This window comes from Klebsiella quasivariicola (genome assembly GCF_002269255.1).
GTDB classification, from domain to species: Bacteria; Pseudomonadota; Gammaproteobacteria; order Enterobacterales; family Enterobacteriaceae; genus Klebsiella; species Klebsiella quasivariicola.
Window position 1 is genome coordinate 192936 of the sequence record NZ_CP022823.1, and the last position, 15989, is coordinate 208924.

Consider the following 15989-nt stretch of genomic DNA (forward strand, 5'->3'; position numbering starts at 1 on the left):
TTACAGCGCCTGAATTTTCGCCCAGACGCTGTCATCGACGGTGATACCGTCGCGACGATTCTCTTCCAGCAGGCGGGTAAACTCATGGCCAGGTAGACGGACAGCCACGTTTTCATCGGCCCGTTCGGCGCTGGTGATGAAATCCATAATCCGCTGCAGCTTGGCATCACGGGTCGCACCGTCGATGAGCTTATCGACCTCAATGGCGATGAAAATCTGCGAAACACCATATTCATCGCTGTTTTCCTGGGTCACTTCGGCCACAGAAGATCCATTGGAAAGCAGGGTGGCAATCATATCCAGCACGATCGACAGGCCGGATCCTTTCCAGTAGCCCATGGGTAAAATGCGGCGATTTTTCTCAATCACGCCCGGTTCTTTGGTCAGATTGCCTTCATCGTCGAATCCCCCGTCGACGGGGAGCTGGCGACCCGCCAGGCGGTTCACCTCCAGCATGCCGTAGGAGAACATCGACATCGACATATCCACCATGGTGATCGGCGTGGACGGGATGGCGACGATCAGCGGGTTGGTGCCGATGCGGCACTCTTTGGCGCCCCACGGCGGCATCACCGCGATGGAGTTAGTCCAGCAGATGCCGATGTAGCCTTTTTCCGCTGCCTGCCAGCCGTAGCTGCCCCCGCGCATCCAGTGGTTGGCGTTACGCAGCGCCACCAGCCCAATGCCGTGATCGGATGCCAGCTCAATGGCCCGGTCCATCATCTTTTTCGCCGTCAGATTGCCGATGGAGCGCTGGGCGTCCCACTGCTCAATCGCGCCGAGGCTGGTAATCCGCTGTGGTTTGGCCTCCGGGATGATATCGCCATTGTCCAGTTGCTGAATAAAGCGGGGAAAGCGGTTCACGCCGTGTGAATAGACGCCGGATTCCGTGGTGCGGGCGAACATGTCCGCGCAGGCCTCGGCGGTTTCCGCCGCCACGCCGCGTTTAAGCAGTACCTGATTGAAGGCCTCTTTTAACTGCGAAAAAGTTACTTTCATACGTGTTTCCCTGGTGAGTTCTGATCGCTTTTTTATCGTTAAATTTCACAATGCGAAATCTGATTTCAAATATAACGATCTAAATTGGCCAGATCAACGGGAGGACTATTTTTTAAAAACAATAAAAATCAATGAATTATGTTTTTTGATCTCAGATCGTGAACTGACACACACTTTGCGCTACCATCAGAGCGCAACGAAATGGGGGAGCGGAAGCGATGGTGATGAAAGAGAGCGAGACAGGACAAGACAAAGAGCGGCCGGCGGGAAGTCAGAGCCTGTTCCGTGGACTGATGCTGATTGAAATTCTGAGCAACTATCCAAACGGTTGCCCGCTGGCGCATCTGTCAGAGCTGGCGGGGCTCAATAAAAGTACCGTCCATCGATTACTGCAGGGTTTGCAGTCCTGTGGGTATGTCACACCGGCCCCGGCGGCGGGTAGCTATCGGCTCACCACCAAGTTCATCGCCGTTGGCCAGAAAGCGCTCTCCTCGCTGAATATCATCCATGTGGCGGCTCCCCATCTTGAAGCGCTTAACCTGGCGACGGGCGAAACGGTGAACTTTTCCAGCCGGGAAGACGATCATGCGATCCTGATTTACAAGCTTGAGCCGACCACCGGCATGCTGCGTACCCGCGCTTATATTGGCCAACATATGCCGCTCTATTGCTCCGCGATGGGGAAGATTTACATGGCGTTCGGCCATCCTGACTATGTGGAGCATTACTGGAACACTCACCAGGATATTATTCAGCCGCTGACCCGCAACACCATCACCGGCTTGCCAGCCATGCATGATGAGCTGGCGCAGATCCGTGAACGGAACATGGCCATGGACCGGGAAGAGAATGAGCTGGGGGTGTCCTGTCTGGCGGTGCCGGTTTTCGATATTCACCAGCGCGTGCCCTACGCCATTTCTATTTCTCTGTCGACGTCGCGCCTCAAGCAGATAGGCGAAAAGAACTTGTTAAAGCCACTGCGTGAGACCGCCGAAGCAATCTCACGTGAGCTGGGCTTTACGGTGCGTGAAGCGTCAGGCACATGACCACATCTTCCTCATCATCTGACAAAAAACAGCGCTGATTCCATTCAGGATCAAAGCGCGGGTAGGGACTATTCTGGCACCCTGCGGTTTTATCCCCAGGGAGCAGAGGATGAACCGGTTTCTTATTGCCAGTGCCCAGCAGTGTATTGGCTGTCGTACCTGTGAAGTGGCCTGCGTGGTCGCGCACCAGCAGGCACAGGATGTCGCCGCCCTGTCGACGAACCATTTTGCGCCGCGTATTCGGGTGGTGAAAAGCGGTGACATATCGACGGCGACGGCCTGCCGGCAATGCGAGGATGCGCCCTGCGCCAGCGTTTGCCCGCAGGGGGCGATTCAGCGTGACAATGACGTCTGGTGGGTCGACCAGCGGCGCTGCATCGGCTGCAAAAGTTGCATGGTAGCCTGCCCGTACGGCGCGATGACCGTCACGGTGGTGAGCCAGCAGGCACAGGCGCTGAAATGCGATTTATGCCATCACCGCGCCGAGGGTCCGGCCTGCGTGGCCGCCTGCCCGACGCAGGCGCTGCGGGTGATGGTTCCCGCAGAGCTGGAAGCGCTATGCGCGCAAAAACGCCAGCGGCTGGCGCTGGCGTGAGTAGGGCCGTTGACGGGCGTTACCCGCCCGTGGCGTCAGAGGCTATGCTTCCTGTTCGCGCCAGGCGAATTCAATCTCTTCGGCGAGAATTTTCACCCCGGCCTCAATTTTTTGCGGGTCTGGCACATAGTTCATGCGCATACACTGGTGGGTGTGCGGCCACGGCTTATCCAGACCCGGGAAGAAGTAATCCCCCGGCACCATCAGCACGCCGCGCTTTTTCAGCCGCTGATACAGCAGCTCGGTGGAGACCGGCAGATCCTTAAACCACAGCCAGAGGAAGATCGCTCCCTCCGGTTTGTGAATCAGGCAGCGCTCCTCCGGCAGATAGCGGCGAATAATGGCGATGGTTTCCTGCACCCGCTGATAATAGAAGGGCTTGATCACCGTCTCTGACAGGCGCAGCAGATCCTGTCGTTTAATCATTTCGCACATCATTGCCGGCCCGATGCCGCCAGGGGCGAGGCTGATAATGCCGTTCATATTGCTGATGGCGGTGATGATTTTCTCGTTGGCGATGATAATCCCGCAGCGGCTCCCCGGCAGCCCCAGTTTGGACAGGCTCATACACAGCACGATGTTTGGATTCCACAGCGGTCGGGCGTCGCTAAAGATAATCCCCGGGAACGGTACGCCGTAGGCGTTATCAATTACCAGCGGGACCCCGTGCTGATTCGCCAGCGCATCCAGTTTGATCAGCTCTTCATCAGTGATGACGTTGCCGGTCGGGTTGGTGGGGCGCGAGACGCAGATCATCCCGGTCTCTTCCGTCACCTGCAGATGTTCAAAATCAACGTGGTATTTGAACTGGCCTTCCGGCAGCAGTTCGATGTTCGGCCGGGTGGCAACGAACAGATCCTCTTCCAGACCGGCATCGGCGTAACCAATATATTCCGGCGTCAGTGGGAACAGTACCTTACGCGTGGTGCCATCTGCCCGACGGCCTGCAAACAGATTAAATAAGTAGAAAAATGCGCTCTGACTGCCGTTTGTTAGCGCAATATTCTGTGGTTCGATCTCCCAGCCCAGCTCGTCGCGCAGCATGTTCGCCAGCAGGTTCAGCAGCTCGCTTTTGCCCTGGGGGCCATCATAATTACATAGCGCATCAAGGGCTTTGCCATTATCCAGCATGTCGGACAGCAGCTGCTGGAAGTAGTCATTCATTTCCGGGATCTGCGCGGGGTTACCGCCGCCCAGCATAATAGCGCCCGGCGTGCGCAGACCGTCATTAAGGTCTTCCATCAGGCGGGTGATGCCTGAATGACGGGTGAATTTGTCGCCGAAAAGGGAAAATGTCATCGCGAATAGTCTGTCGGTGGTTCTGGAAAGTGGCTAACCATAACGCCAGCGCCAGCGTGGTGCAAATCTGAGGGAGGAGGAGGCTTTTTATCTTTATCCTGGTAATTGCTATTTTGCTAGCGTTTTGTTCTGAGTGGCTCCCCGCGAGGGCGGAGAGCCACGTGTGGATTACTGCTGCTGTCCGGCCCAGATAACCATCACTTTGTCTTCACCGCGCTCACGTACGAAACCGTAACCGCGCGGCATCGACAGCGTTGTCTGTTTGCCCATACCGATTGCCGGATGGCGAGCGCGGAACTGGCCGATCTTCTGCCAGTGGGTGACGCTGCGGGCCGCCTTGCCGTTGACGTCCTGCCAGTTCATCTCCGAACGGGTGCCCTGCAGCGGGTCCGAACCGGTGGGGCCGAACGGGCGCGATGATTCGTCGCCATAGAAAATCTGCACCGCGCCAGGGGCCAGCAGCAACAGCTCCGCCGCCGTAGTGCCCCCTTCGCGGAACAGGCGCGTATCGTGTGAAGAGAGATAGCTCAGGACGTTAAAGCTCTGCAGCTTGTCCGCCATTTGCTGCCAGGTGAGGTCAATATTGGCCATGCAGTTCGCTGCTTTCGCCGCCTGGTCCTGATAGTCGAAATTGATCATCGCATCAAAACCGTGGCGATAATAATCGCTCTGCATCACGCCATGTCCCCAGGCTTCGCCGGTCATCCAGAACGGCGCCGCATCCAGGGCTTTATCCGGATTGGCTTTCTTCCACTCCGCCAGCGCGGCGGTGGCCTGGGTTTTTAACTGCTGCCAGGCGTCCATCTCCACATGTTTGGCGGTATCGACGCGGAAGCCATCGATGCCGTAGTCACGTACCCACTGGCTCAGCCAGTGGGTCAGGTAGTCGCGCGGCGTATAGCCCGGGATCACTTTCGCTGCGGTGTCTGGTTTATGGCTATAGAAGTTCGGCAGGCCTGAGGCTTCCTTCGATTCGGTTTTCAGGTCCGGCAGGAAGGCCAGCGACATGGTGAGATCGTCATAGCCTGGGTTGTCATAATCGCCGATATCGGTGCGGATCCACTTCTTGCCCCACCATTTCTCCCAGCCGGCTTTGTCGCTGAAGTTGATGTAGTCGTTAAAGCTGTGCCAGGTTTGGCCCGCGCCCGGCTTCCAGTCTGTCCAACGCTCGCCGAGGGTTTTTTTCAGCTCATCGCCTTGCAGATACAGAGCGCCGAACTGGAACTCCTGCATGTCGGCCAGGGTAGCGTAACCGGTATGGTTCATCACCACGTCAAACAGGATGCGTATGCCGCGCTTATGCGCTTCATCCACCAGCCGGCGGAGATCCGCTTCGGTCCCCATGTTGGCATCCAGTTTCGACCAGTCCTGGGTGTAATAGCCGTGGTAGGCGTAGTGAGGAAAATCGCCCTTCGTGCCGCCGCCGACCCAGCCGTGGATCTGCTCAAGCGGGGAGCTGATCCACAGGGCGTTAACCCCCATCTGCTGCAGATAATCCAGCTTGCTGGTTAATCCCTGCAGGTCGCCGCCGTGGAAGGTGCCGATCTCCTGCATGCCGTCCTTATGGCGACCGTAGCTATTGTCGTTGGCCGGGTTGCCGTTTACAAAGCGATCGGTCAGGACGAAGTAGACAGTGGCGTTGTGCCAGTCAAACGGCGCTGGGGCGGCAGTCTCGGCGCGCTCGAGCAGCAGCAGACCATTGCTGCCGAAGGCGGGCTGCAGGGTGATTTTGCCGCCGCTGACGGTCGCGACATTGCCGCTGTAGAAATCGCGGACCTTACTACCCTCAGCGAAGGTTTTACTGACGTCGATGGTCAGGGGTTTTCCATCCCACTTCGGACACTGACGGATCTGCGGCGCCGCGGCGCTGGTCTCTTTTTCCTCCAGCGAAATCATCATCGTCGGCGTGCCGGAGCGGGTATCCACCTCGAGGGTATATAGACCCTGGCGGAAGATGCGCCATTGCGGCGGGGTGCCGCGGCAGGGTTCCATGGACAGCATCTGGTTGAGCTTAATGGCGCCGGACGGCTGCCAGCACTGTTGGTCAAAATTTAGCTGCAGGGGACGTGTACCCTTCTCAACCACTTTCTGGCTGATGAATCGGCCCGTCCCCTCTTCGGTAAAAGCCGGGAAGTCGGCAGTAGTCCAGGCGGCGAAGGCCATCCCAGGCACGAATAACGTGGCAAGCGCAGCGAGTTTCATTGCGGGATCCTGTGAGCGGTTTTTAACTAGTGTGCCTTGTTGCCGCGCGGGTGAACTCCTCCTGGCGAGGGGGTTTACCAGGAGGATGAAAAGGGGTGAGTGACACCGCTCAAAAAATAGGCTAAAAATGAGACGGAGCTAGCATTTTCGCACTCGCGTTGCGGCGCAGAAACCGATTTCAGATGACACCAATTCGGAATTGGACTATTTCTGTTGATGCTCTCATTGCGTATTTTTGATACTATTAGCGATTCAGCTATCGTTTTTTTGTGAAAAACAAGGTGTTGGAATGCATATATCCGACCAGGAGACCTGATGATATCGAATCCCATACGACGATATGGGGCCGCAATACTTATGTTACTAACCTGCATTTTTTCAGGTAGTGTGTTGGCCACAACGCACACAGCAACAAAGAGTCATAAAGCCCCAACGGTTAAGAAGATCAGTAGTACTAAGGTAAGCAGTAAACAAGAGTATTCTCGCAATAGTGTAAAGAGCAGTTCACTTCCTGACTTGCGAAAATACCCTTCCGGAACACCAAGGAAAAAAGCGTTTCTCCGGACGGTCATGCCTTATATTACCAAGCAGAATCAGGCGATTACTGCGGATCGTAACTGGCTTGTTTCCAAGCAGTACGATGCTCGCTGGTCGCCGACTGAGAAGGCGCGCCTGAAGGACATCGCTGCCCGTTATAAGGTGAAGTGGTCAGGCAATACGCGTCATGTGCCCTGGAACGCGCTGCTTGAGCGTGTCGACATTATTCCGAACAGCATGGTGGCAACCATGGCAGCGGCGGAAAGTGGCTGGGGGACCTCCAGGCTGGCGCGTGAGAACAACAACCTGTTTGGCATGAAGTGCGGCGCCGGGCGTTGCCGCGGAGCGATGAAAGGCTACTCGCAGTTTGAGTCGGTGGAGCAGTCGGTGCAGGCTTACGTAACAAACCTGAACACCCACCCGGCCTATTCCTCTTTCCGCAAATCGCGTCTGCAGCTGCGCAAGGCGGATCAGGAAGTGACGGCCAGCACCATGATTCATAAGCTGAAGGGTTATTCGACCAAAGGGTCGAGCTACAACAACTATCTCTTCGCAATGTATCAGGACAATCAGCGGCTTATCGCTGCCCATCTGTAATCCCGATGCCCGGCCTTGTCGCCGGGCATTTTTTTGCCCTACAGCATCACCTCGCTGTGCCGGTCACGGTACTCCTTCGGCGTCACGTCGTACTCCTTCTTAAACACCGAATAGAAATATTGCAGCGACGGATAGCCGCACATCTGTGAAATCTCATTGATCGACAGGCTGGTGGACACCAGCAGGCTGCGCGCCTTTTCCAGCTTCTCACTGTGGATCACCGTGTGGATGGTCTCCCCGACCTCCTCTTTGAAGCGTTTTTCCAGATTAGAGCGAGAGATGCCCACGGCGTCGAGCACCTGTTCCACCTTGATGCCTTTACAGGCGTTGTTGCGAATATAATGCATCGCCTGAATCACGGAGGGATCGTTTAACGACCGGTAGTCGGTGGAGCGCCGCTCAACGACGCGCATCGGCGGGATCAGCTGACGCTGCAGCGGGAGCACCTCGTTATTCAGCAGCCGGTGGAGTAATTTTGCCGCCTGATATCCCATCTGGCGGGTGCCCTGGGCGACGGAGGAGAGGGCGACGCGGGAGAGGTAGCGAGTCAGCTCCTCGTTATCGATGCCAATAACGCACAGTTTCTCTGGCACCGGGATATGCAGCAGCTCGCAGGCCTGCAGAACGTGGCGGGCGCGGGCGTCGGTGACGGCGATGATGCCGGTTTGCGGCGGCAGGGTTTGCAGCCAGTCGGCGAGCCGGTTTTGCGCGTGCTGCCAGTTTTCCGGCGCTGTCTCCAGCCCCTGGTAGACCACGCCGCGATATTTCTCCTTCGCGACCAACTGGCAGAAGGCATACTCGCGCTCTACCGCCCAGCGTTTACCGCTGGAGGTGGGAAGGCCGTAAAACGCGAAGCGGTGCACCCCTTTTTCCTTCAAATGGAGAAAGGCGCTTTCTACCAGCGCGGCGTTATCCGTAGCGATATAGTGAACCGGTGGGTACCGCTCTGGCTGATGATAAGATCCGCCGACGCCGACGATGGGCACGTGGACATCGGCCAGCAGCTTTTCGATTTCGGGATCGTCATAGTCGGCGATAACGCCATCGCCCAACCACTCTTTGATGTTTTCGATGCGTGCCCGAAAATCCTCTTCAATAAAGATATCCCACTCCAGCTGGGAGGCCTGCAGATACTCGCCGACGCCCTCAACCACCTGGCGGTCATAAGCTTTGTTGGCGTTGAATAACAGCGTAATACGGTGACGCTTTTCAAACATAGATAATGTTCCTGCTCTAACCCCGGTCATACCCCTTCATTCTTGATGTTGCTGCGCACTCACCCCGGCCACGTACGCCGGTACGCGGCCCGGATGCGCGGTCTGCAACCCGAATGATGTTGGGTATACACTACCGGCTAATGCCCGAGATATTTCAAGCGCCTTATGGCGAAGTTTGGCGGTAGCGCAAAGAATTCAGACATTCTTCAGAGAGTGCCTCCTTACGCGCGCCGCTTGGTGGCGGAGTCCATCCACACCGCCAGCAGCAAAATGGCCCCTTTAACGATATATTGCCAGAAGGTGGCGACGTCCATCATGCTCATGCCGTTATCCAGGGCCGACATGATAAACGCCCCCATTACCGCCCCGGCGACGCTGCCGATGCCGCCTGCCAGGCTGGTGCCGCCGATAACGCAGGCGGCGATGGCGTCCAGTTCGGCGATGTTGCCCGCCGAGGGCGACCCGGCGCCGAGGCGCGAGCTAAGGATTAGCCCGGCAATGGCGACCATCAGACCGTTAATGGCGAAGACCGCCAGCTTGGTACGCTCGACGTTAATTCCGGACAGGCGGGCCGCCTCCAGATTACCGCCGATGGCGTAGATGCGGCGACCAAAGGCGGTGCGGGTGGCCATAAACAGGCCCGCCAGCAGCAGGGCGGCGAGGATCAGCACTGGGGTCGGTACGCCGCGATAGTCATTGAGCAGCCAGATTGCGCCCAGCACAATCACCGCGGTAATGGCCTGGCGGCCGACGGCGGCGGTGGAGGACGAGGTCGCCAGACCTAACGCCTGCCGGCGCATCCGCCCGCGCCACTGCCAGACGATAAACACCGCCATGCCGACAACACCAATGCCGAAGCCGATGCCGTCTGGCAGGTAGCTTTGGCCGATCTGCGACATCGCCGGACTGGTGGGCGAGACGGTGGTCCCGTTGGTGATGCCGATCAGAATGCCGCGAAACGCCAGCATCCCGGCAAGGGTGACGATAAACGAGGGCACTTTGCGATAGGCTACCCACCATCCGTTCCACGCCCCGAGCAGCAGGCCCATCACCAGCGTCACCAGAATGGTGAGCGGCAGCGGCCAGCCGAGCCAGACGTCAAAGATCGCCGCAGCGCCGCCCAGCAGCCCCATCATCGAGCCAACGGAGAGGTCGATTTCTGCCGAAATAATCACAAACACCATGCCGACGGCGAGGATGCCGGTGATGGCCGTCTGCCGCAGCAGGTTGGAGATATTGCGTGCGCTCAGGTAGGCGCCATCGGTAACCCAGGTGAAAAACAGCATAATGACGACGATGGCGGCGATCATCACGAAGACCTGGAGATTCAGCCCCTTCAGCGCCGGCAGGGCCGCGGGGGCGGTTGGGGTGAGTTTGATTTCAGACGACGTGTTCTTCGACATGGCGTTCGCTCCTCAGCGCGGCTTCCATCACCTGCTCCTGGGTCAGATGTTGATTTACCAAATTGGCTTTTAGCCTGCCTTCGTGCATGACCAGCACCCGATCGCTAAGACCAAGCACCTCGGGCAGTTCGGATGAAATGACAATGACCGCGATGCCCTGCTGCACCAGCTGGTTAATCAGTTTATAAATTTCATACTTGGCCCCGATATCGATGCCACGGGTGGGTTCGTCGAGGATCAGAATGCGCGGATTGAGCAGCAGACAGCGCGCCAGAATCGCCTTTTGCTGGTTGCCGCCGCTCAGGCGGCCAATCGCCAGCTCCGGCGAGGAGGTTTTAATTTTCAAACGCTGAATGGACTGCTGAATACAGTGCTGCTCGGCGGCATCGTCCAGGCTGCTCATCGCGCCGGTGAACTGGTTGAGCGCCGCGAGGGTAATGTTTTTGCCCACCGCCATCACCGGCACGATGCCGTCTTTTTTGCGGTCTTCCGGCACCATGGCGATGCCGTGGGCAATGGCCTGCTGGCAGTGAGTGATGCTCACCGGCTGGCCATCAATAAAGATCTCCCCTTGCCAGCGCCCCGGCCAGACGCCGAACAGGCACTGCACCGCCTCGGTGCGCCCGGCGCCGACCAGCCCGGCGATGCCGAGGATTTCCCCGCGATGCAGGGAAAACGAGACGTCGTTGACCCGTTTAATATGACGGTTTACCGGGTGCCAGGCGGTTAAATGTTCGACCCGCAGGATCTCCTCGCCGTGGGCGTGCGGCTCGCTGGGATAGAGCGCGGTGAGCTCGCGTCCAACCATCATGGTGATGATGTCGTCTTCGCTCATGCCGCTGGCGTCGCGGGTGCCGATGTGCTGGCCGTCGCGGATCACGCAGATCGTGTCGGAGATCGCTTTGACCTCATTGAGCTTGTGCGAAATATAAATGCAGGCGATATCGTGGTTTTGCAGATCGCGAACGATCGCCAGCAGCGTTGCGGTCTCTTGCTCGGTTAAGGAAGCGGTCGGCTCGTCAAGTATCAGCAGGCGAACCTGTTTATTCAGCGCCTTGGCGATCTCCACCAGCTGCTGCTGGCCAAGGCCGAGGTCGCCGACGCGGGTGTCGGGCGAAATGGGCAGATTGACCTGCGCCAGCAGCTTCTGACAGCGCAACGTCATGGTTTCATAATCCAGCAGACCGTGGCGGGAGATCTCGGCGCCGAGGAAAATATTCTCCAGCACGGTGAGATGTTTCACCAGCGCCAGCTCCTGGTGAATAATGGCGATGCCTTTGCGTTCGGTATCGCGAATATGGTTTGCCTGCAGCGTTTCGCCGGCAAAAATAATCTCGCCCTCATAGCTTCCGTGCGGATAGATACCGCACAGCACCTTCATCAGCGTCGATTTCCCCGACCCATTTTCACCGCATAACGAGACCACTTCACCCGCGTTAAGACGCAGGCTGACGTTATCCACGGCTTTAACGGCGCCGAAGGTTTTGGTGATGTTCTTCATTTCGAGTAGCCAGGCCATAAAGACTCCGCAAACGTGATATTCGGCGGGATGAAAATGACGCCCCGTCGCGGGGCGTCAGCCATTACAGTTCACTCTTTTTATGGAAACCGTCTTTAATAACCGTGGCGTCGATATTCTCTTTATTCACTTCAATGGGCGTTAACAGGCGCGAGGGAACGTCTTTTAAGCCGTTATTCAGCGTGGTATCGGCTTTCGGCTGTTTATCGTTACCCAGCTCAACGGCGATTTCGGCGGCGTTGGTGGCCAGGGTGGTAATGGGTTTATAGACGGTCATCGTCTGGGTACCGGAAATAATGCGCTTCACGCCCGCCAGGTCAGCATCCTGACCTGAAATCGCCACTTTGCCGGCCAGCCCCTGCGCGGTTAAGGCCTGGATAGCGCCGCCGGCGGTGGCATCATTGGAGGCCACCACGGCATCGATCTTGTTATTATTCGCCGTCAGCGCGTTTTCCATTATTTTCAGCGCGTTCTCCGGCAGCCAGCCGTCAACCCACTGATCGCCGACAATCTTAATTTTGCCCTCGTCCACATACGGCTTGAGAACTTTCATTTGCCCGGCGCGGAACAGTTTGGCGTTATTATCCACCGGCGAGCCGCCCATCAGGAAATAATTCCCCTGCGGCACTTTGTCGACCAGGCTTTGCGCCTGCATTTCACCGACTTTTTCGTTGTCGAAAGAAATATAGAAATCAATATCGGCATTATTAATCATGCGGTCATAGGCCAGGACTTTAATACCTTCCTGCTTGGCTTCTTTAATGACGTTGCTGAGTACCTGACCGTTATAAGGAATAATGACTAATACATCGACACCGCGGTTGATCATATTTTCAATTTGCGACATCTGTGTTTCTTCATTGCCATTGGCGGACTGGACAAAAACTTTGGCGCCTAAGGATTCCGCTTTATTGACGAAAATATCACGGTCTTTCTGCCAGCGCTCCAGACGCAGATCGTCGATGGCCATGCCAATCTTCACTTCTTTCGCCATCCCCGCCATGCTGGCGAGCAGGAGGGAGCTGGCGCAAAGCGTAAGGCAAAGGTTCTTTATCTTCATAATAACGATACCTTTTTTGTAAGGGTAGGTAAGACGAACGGAAAAATAATGTTTGATACATGAGGTTGCGGATACGTTACAGATTCTTAACGCGGAAAGCAGGACTGGCAATTATCGGTTCTTATTTTGCCGTTATGAAATTTCGTTTAATGTGCAAATTATGACGGCGATCGTATTTTATTCATGCACACTCTTATTATTGCACTGGACTTCTCTGGCAGAACGGCGAAAGAAGAGATAGAGATTATTTTTGCGAGCTGGCGCACGTTTGTGGATTCTCTCAATGGCGGTGTGAAATAACGTAATTGAGGAGAATGAAAGCGAAATTCTATATTGGCTTAAACCCGTCATACTTCAAGTTGTAGGTGGGTTGGTGACATTCGTTGCTCCGCCCCCGGGTTATCGGGGACTCGCGCTCCTGCCGCCTTCCTGCAACTCGAATTATTTAGGGTACCTGATTGGTTATTCGCCGCATCTCTGAATATGGAGTTCTCTATGCAGACTTATTTCGATCAACTCGATCGCGTTCGTTACGAAGGCCCGAAATCCACCAACCCACTGGCTTTCCGTCACTATAACCCGGATGAACTGGTGCTGGGCAAACGGATGGAAGATCATCTGCGTTTTGCGGCCTGTTACTGGCATACCTTCTGCTGGAATGGCGCCGATATGTTTGGCGTGGGCTCCTTCGACCGCCCCTGGCAGCAGCCTGGCGACGCCCTGGAGATGGCGAAACGCAAAGCCGATGTGGCATTCGAATTTTTCCACAAACTCAACGTACCTTACTACTGCTTCCACGATGTCGATGTCTCGCCGGAAGGCGCTTCGCTCAAGGAGTACAGCAATAACTTTGCCCAAATGGTCGAGGTGCTGGCGGAGAAACAGCAGCAGAGCGGCGTGAAGCTCCTGTGGGGTACCGCAAACTGCTTTACCAACCCGCGCTACGGCGCCGGCGCGGCCACCAACCCGGATCCGGAAGTGTTTAGCTGGGCGGCCACCCAGGTGGTTACCGCCATGAATGCCACCCATCAGCTGGGCGGCGAAAACTATGTGCTGTGGGGTGGTCGCGAGGGCTATGAAACCCTGCTGAATACCGACCTGCGCCAGGAGCGTGAACAGATTGGCCGCTTCATGCAGCTGGTGGTGGAGCATAAGCACAAAATTGGCTTTAAAGGTACGCTGCTGATTGAGCCCAAACCGCAGGAGCCGACCAAGCATCAGTATGACTATGATGCCTCTACCGTGTACGGCTTCCTCAAACAGTTTGGTCTGGAAAAAGAGATTAAACTGAACATTGAAGCTAACCACGCGACGCTCGCCGGCCACTCGTTCCATCATGAGATTGCGACGGCCATTGCGCTGGGGCTGTTCGGCTCTGTCGACGCCAACCGCGGCGATCCGCAGCTGGGCTGGGATACCGACCAGTTCCCGAACAGCGTCGAAGAGAACGCACTGGTGATGTATGAAATTCTCAAAGCGGGCGGCTTTACCACCGGTGGCCTCAACTTTGATGCGAAAGTGCGCCGCCAGAGCACCGATAAATATGACCTGTTCTATGGCCATATCGGCGCGATGGATACCATGGCGCTGTCGCTGAAGGTCGCGGCGCGGATGATCGAGGACGGTGAGCTGGATAAACGCGTGGCCAGACGCTACGCCGGCTGGAACGGTGAGCTGGGGCAGCAGATCCTTAACGGGCAGATGACCCTGAGCGACATTGCCCAGTATGCCGCTCAGCATCAGCTGGCGCCGCAGCATCGCAGCGGCCAGCAGGAACAACTGGAAAACCTGGTCAACCATTATCTGTTTGACAAGTAATCATGCGGCGGCGCCCGGCATGACCGGCGTCGCAACCAGGATGCTCTGTTCGCGCCACGCTTAGCCGTGGCGCGCGTTTAAGGGGAGGGAGTATGTATATCGGCATCGATCTGGGGACATCGGGCGTCAAAGCCATTCTGCTCAATGAGCAGGGTGAGGTGGTGGCATCGCATACCGAAAAGCTCACCGTCTCGCGTCCGCATCCGCTGTGGTCGGAACAAGATCCCGAACAGTGGTGGCAGGCGACGGACACGGCGATGAAAGCTCTGGGCGCGCAGCATAGTCTGCGTGACGTGAAAGCGCTGGGGATCGCCGGGCAGATGCACGGCGCCACCCTGCTGGATAAATCATTGCAGGTGCTGCGTCCGGCCATTTTATGGAATGACGGCCGCTGCGCCGAAGAGTGCCAGCTGCTGGAAGACAACGTCAGCGCTTCCCGGCAGATCACCGGCAACCTGATGATGCCTGGCTTTACGGCGCCGAAGTTACTGTGGGTGCAGCGTCACGAGGCGGCGGTGTTCAACCAGGTCGATAAAGTGCTGCTACCCAAGGATTATCTGCGCCTGCGGATGACCGGCGAGCTCGCCAGCGACATGTCTGACGCCGCCGGTACGATGTGGCTGGACGTCGCCAGGCGCGACTGGAGCGATGAGATGCTCGCCGCCTGCGATCTCAGTCGGGACGCAATGCCGGCGCTGTTTGAAGGCAGCGACGTCACCGGGCAACTGCGGCCTGAGGTGGCGCAAGCGTGGAACATGCCGCAGGCGCTGGTGGTGGGCGGCGGTGGCGACAATGCCGCGGGCGCGGTCGGGGTCGGCATGGCCGATGCTGGCCAGGCGATGCTGTCGCTGGGCACGTCGGGGGTTTATTTCGCCGTCAGCGAAGGGTTTCTCAGCAAACCCGAAAGCGCGGTGCACAGCTTCTGCCATGCGCTGCCGGGCCGCTGGCATTTGATGTCGGTGATGCTCAGCGCGGCCTCCTGCCTGGACTGGGCGGCGAAATTAACCGGCCTGGCCAGCGTGCCGGCGCTGATCGCGGCGGCGCAGACGGCGGATGAAAGCGCCGGTCCGGTGTGGTTCCTGCCCTATCTCTCGGGCGAAAGGACGCCGCACAATAACCCGCAGGCCAAGGGCGTCTTTTTTGGCCTGACGCATCAGCATGGGCCGGCAGAGCTGGCGCGGGCGGTGCTGGAAGGGGTGGGCTATGCGCTGGCGGATGGCATGGACGTGGTGCATGCCTGCGGTATCAAGCCGCAGAGCATCACGCTTATCGGCGGCGGGGCGCGTAGCGCTTACTGGCGGCAAATGCTGGCGGATATCAGCGGCCATCAGCTCGATTACCGTACCGGAGGGGATGTCGGCCCGGCGCTGGGGGCGGCCCGGCTGGCACAGCTGGCGGTTCATGGCGAGGCCGAACGCGCCGGGCTGCTGAAGCCATTGCCTCTGGAACAAGCCCATCATCCAGACGACCGCCGTGTGGCCCACTATGCGCCACAGCGGGAAACCTTCCGCCAGATTTATCAGCAGCTGAAACCGCTGATGTCATAGCCTCGATGTTATAGCCTCAGTCCGTCCGGCCGTGCCGGGCGGATTTACTCCCTGAATATCTCCGTTTCATCGATTCAAAACACATATTTGTTTATTCCGAAATGTCGACGTTGCCGCAGGTAAGCAGCGGCATCGCCGGGCGACTCGGTC

General features: G+C 57.4%; 12 protein-coding genes. 5 read left to right on the top strand and 7 right to left on the bottom strand.

The window, feature by feature from the left end; all coding sequences use genetic code 11:
- Window positions 1–999: a 3-dehydro-L-gulonate 2-dehydrogenase gene (gene yiaK / locus B8P98_RS00955; protein ID WP_095032661.1), complete on the bottom strand. Its 999-nt coding sequence runs from the start codon at window positions 997–999 to the stop codon at window positions 1–3.
- A 218-nt stretch (window positions 1000–1217) separates the two neighbouring features.
- Between yiaK and yiaJ the strand changes: the two genes are divergently transcribed.
- Window positions 1218–2045, top strand: coding sequence for an IclR family transcriptional regulator YiaJ (yiaJ, locus tag B8P98_RS00960; RefSeq protein ID WP_025714091.1), 828 nt, complete (start codon window positions 1218–1220; stop codon window positions 2043–2045).
- Between the two features lie 109 nt (window positions 2046–2154).
- Complete coding sequence (locus tag B8P98_RS00965; RefSeq protein ID WP_095032662.1) at window positions 2155–2640, top strand: 4Fe-4S dicluster domain-containing protein; 486 nt, start codon at window positions 2155–2157, stop codon at window positions 2638–2640.
- A 42-nt stretch (window positions 2641–2682) separates the two neighbouring features.
- Here B8P98_RS00965 and avtA read toward each other — a convergent pair whose 3' ends face one another.
- Complete coding sequence (avtA, locus tag B8P98_RS00970; protein ID WP_025714093.1) at window positions 2683–3939, bottom strand: valine--pyruvate transaminase; 1257 nt, start codon at window positions 3937–3939, stop codon at window positions 2683–2685.
- 168 nt (window positions 3940–4107) lie between these two features.
- Entirely contained in the window at window positions 4108–6141 is a 2034-nt protein-coding gene (locus B8P98_RS00975) for an alpha-amylase (RefSeq protein ID WP_025714094.1), read from the bottom strand.
- A 315-nt stretch (window positions 6142–6456) separates the two neighbouring features.
- On the opposite strand from B8P98_RS00975, the gene B8P98_RS00985 reads away from it, so the two are divergent.
- Complete coding sequence (locus B8P98_RS00985) at window positions 6457–7275, top strand: protein bax (protein WP_071993305.1); 819 nt, start codon at window positions 6457–6459, stop codon at window positions 7273–7275.
- Window positions 7276–7313: 38 nt separating this feature from the next.
- Here the strand turns inward: B8P98_RS00985 and xylR are convergent, their stop codons facing one another.
- The 4 genes from xylR to xylF form a co-directional block, all read right to left on the bottom strand.
- Window positions 7314–8492: a D-xylose utilization transcriptional activator XylR gene (gene xylR / locus B8P98_RS00990; RefSeq protein ID WP_025714096.1), complete on the bottom strand. Its 1179-nt coding sequence runs from the start codon at window positions 8490–8492 to the stop codon at window positions 7314–7316.
- 221 nt (window positions 8493–8713) lie between these two features.
- Window positions 8714–9895, bottom strand: coding sequence for a xylose ABC transporter permease XylH (gene xylH / locus B8P98_RS00995; RefSeq protein WP_002922349.1), 1182 nt, complete (start codon window positions 9893–9895; stop codon window positions 8714–8716).
- Complete coding sequence (locus tag B8P98_RS01000; protein WP_025714097.1) at window positions 9873–11414, bottom strand: xylose ABC transporter ATP-binding protein; 1542 nt, start codon at window positions 11412–11414, stop codon at window positions 9873–9875. The genes xylH and B8P98_RS01000 overlap by 23 nt, the downstream gene beginning before the upstream one ends.
- Before the next feature lie 64 nt (window positions 11415–11478).
- Window positions 11479–12474, bottom strand: a complete 996-nt coding sequence (gene xylF, locus B8P98_RS01005; RefSeq protein ID WP_004210164.1) for a D-xylose ABC transporter substrate-binding protein — start codon at window positions 12472–12474, stop codon at window positions 11479–11481.
- 495 nt (window positions 12475–12969) lie between these two features.
- Here xylF and xylA point away from each other — a divergent pair, with 495 nt between their 5' ends.
- On the top strand, window positions 12970–14292 hold the full coding sequence (xylA, locus tag B8P98_RS01015; RefSeq protein ID WP_087804723.1) for a xylose isomerase: 1323 nt from the start codon (window positions 12970–12972) through the stop codon (window positions 14290–14292).
- Between the two features lie 92 nt (window positions 14293–14384).
- Window positions 14385–15839 carry a xylulokinase gene (gene xylB / locus B8P98_RS01020; protein ID WP_087804722.1) on the top strand — a complete coding sequence of 485 codons (1455 nt, stop codon included), beginning with the start codon at window positions 14385–14387 and terminating at the stop codon, window positions 15837–15839.
- Window positions 15840–15989: the final 150 nt, after the last annotated feature.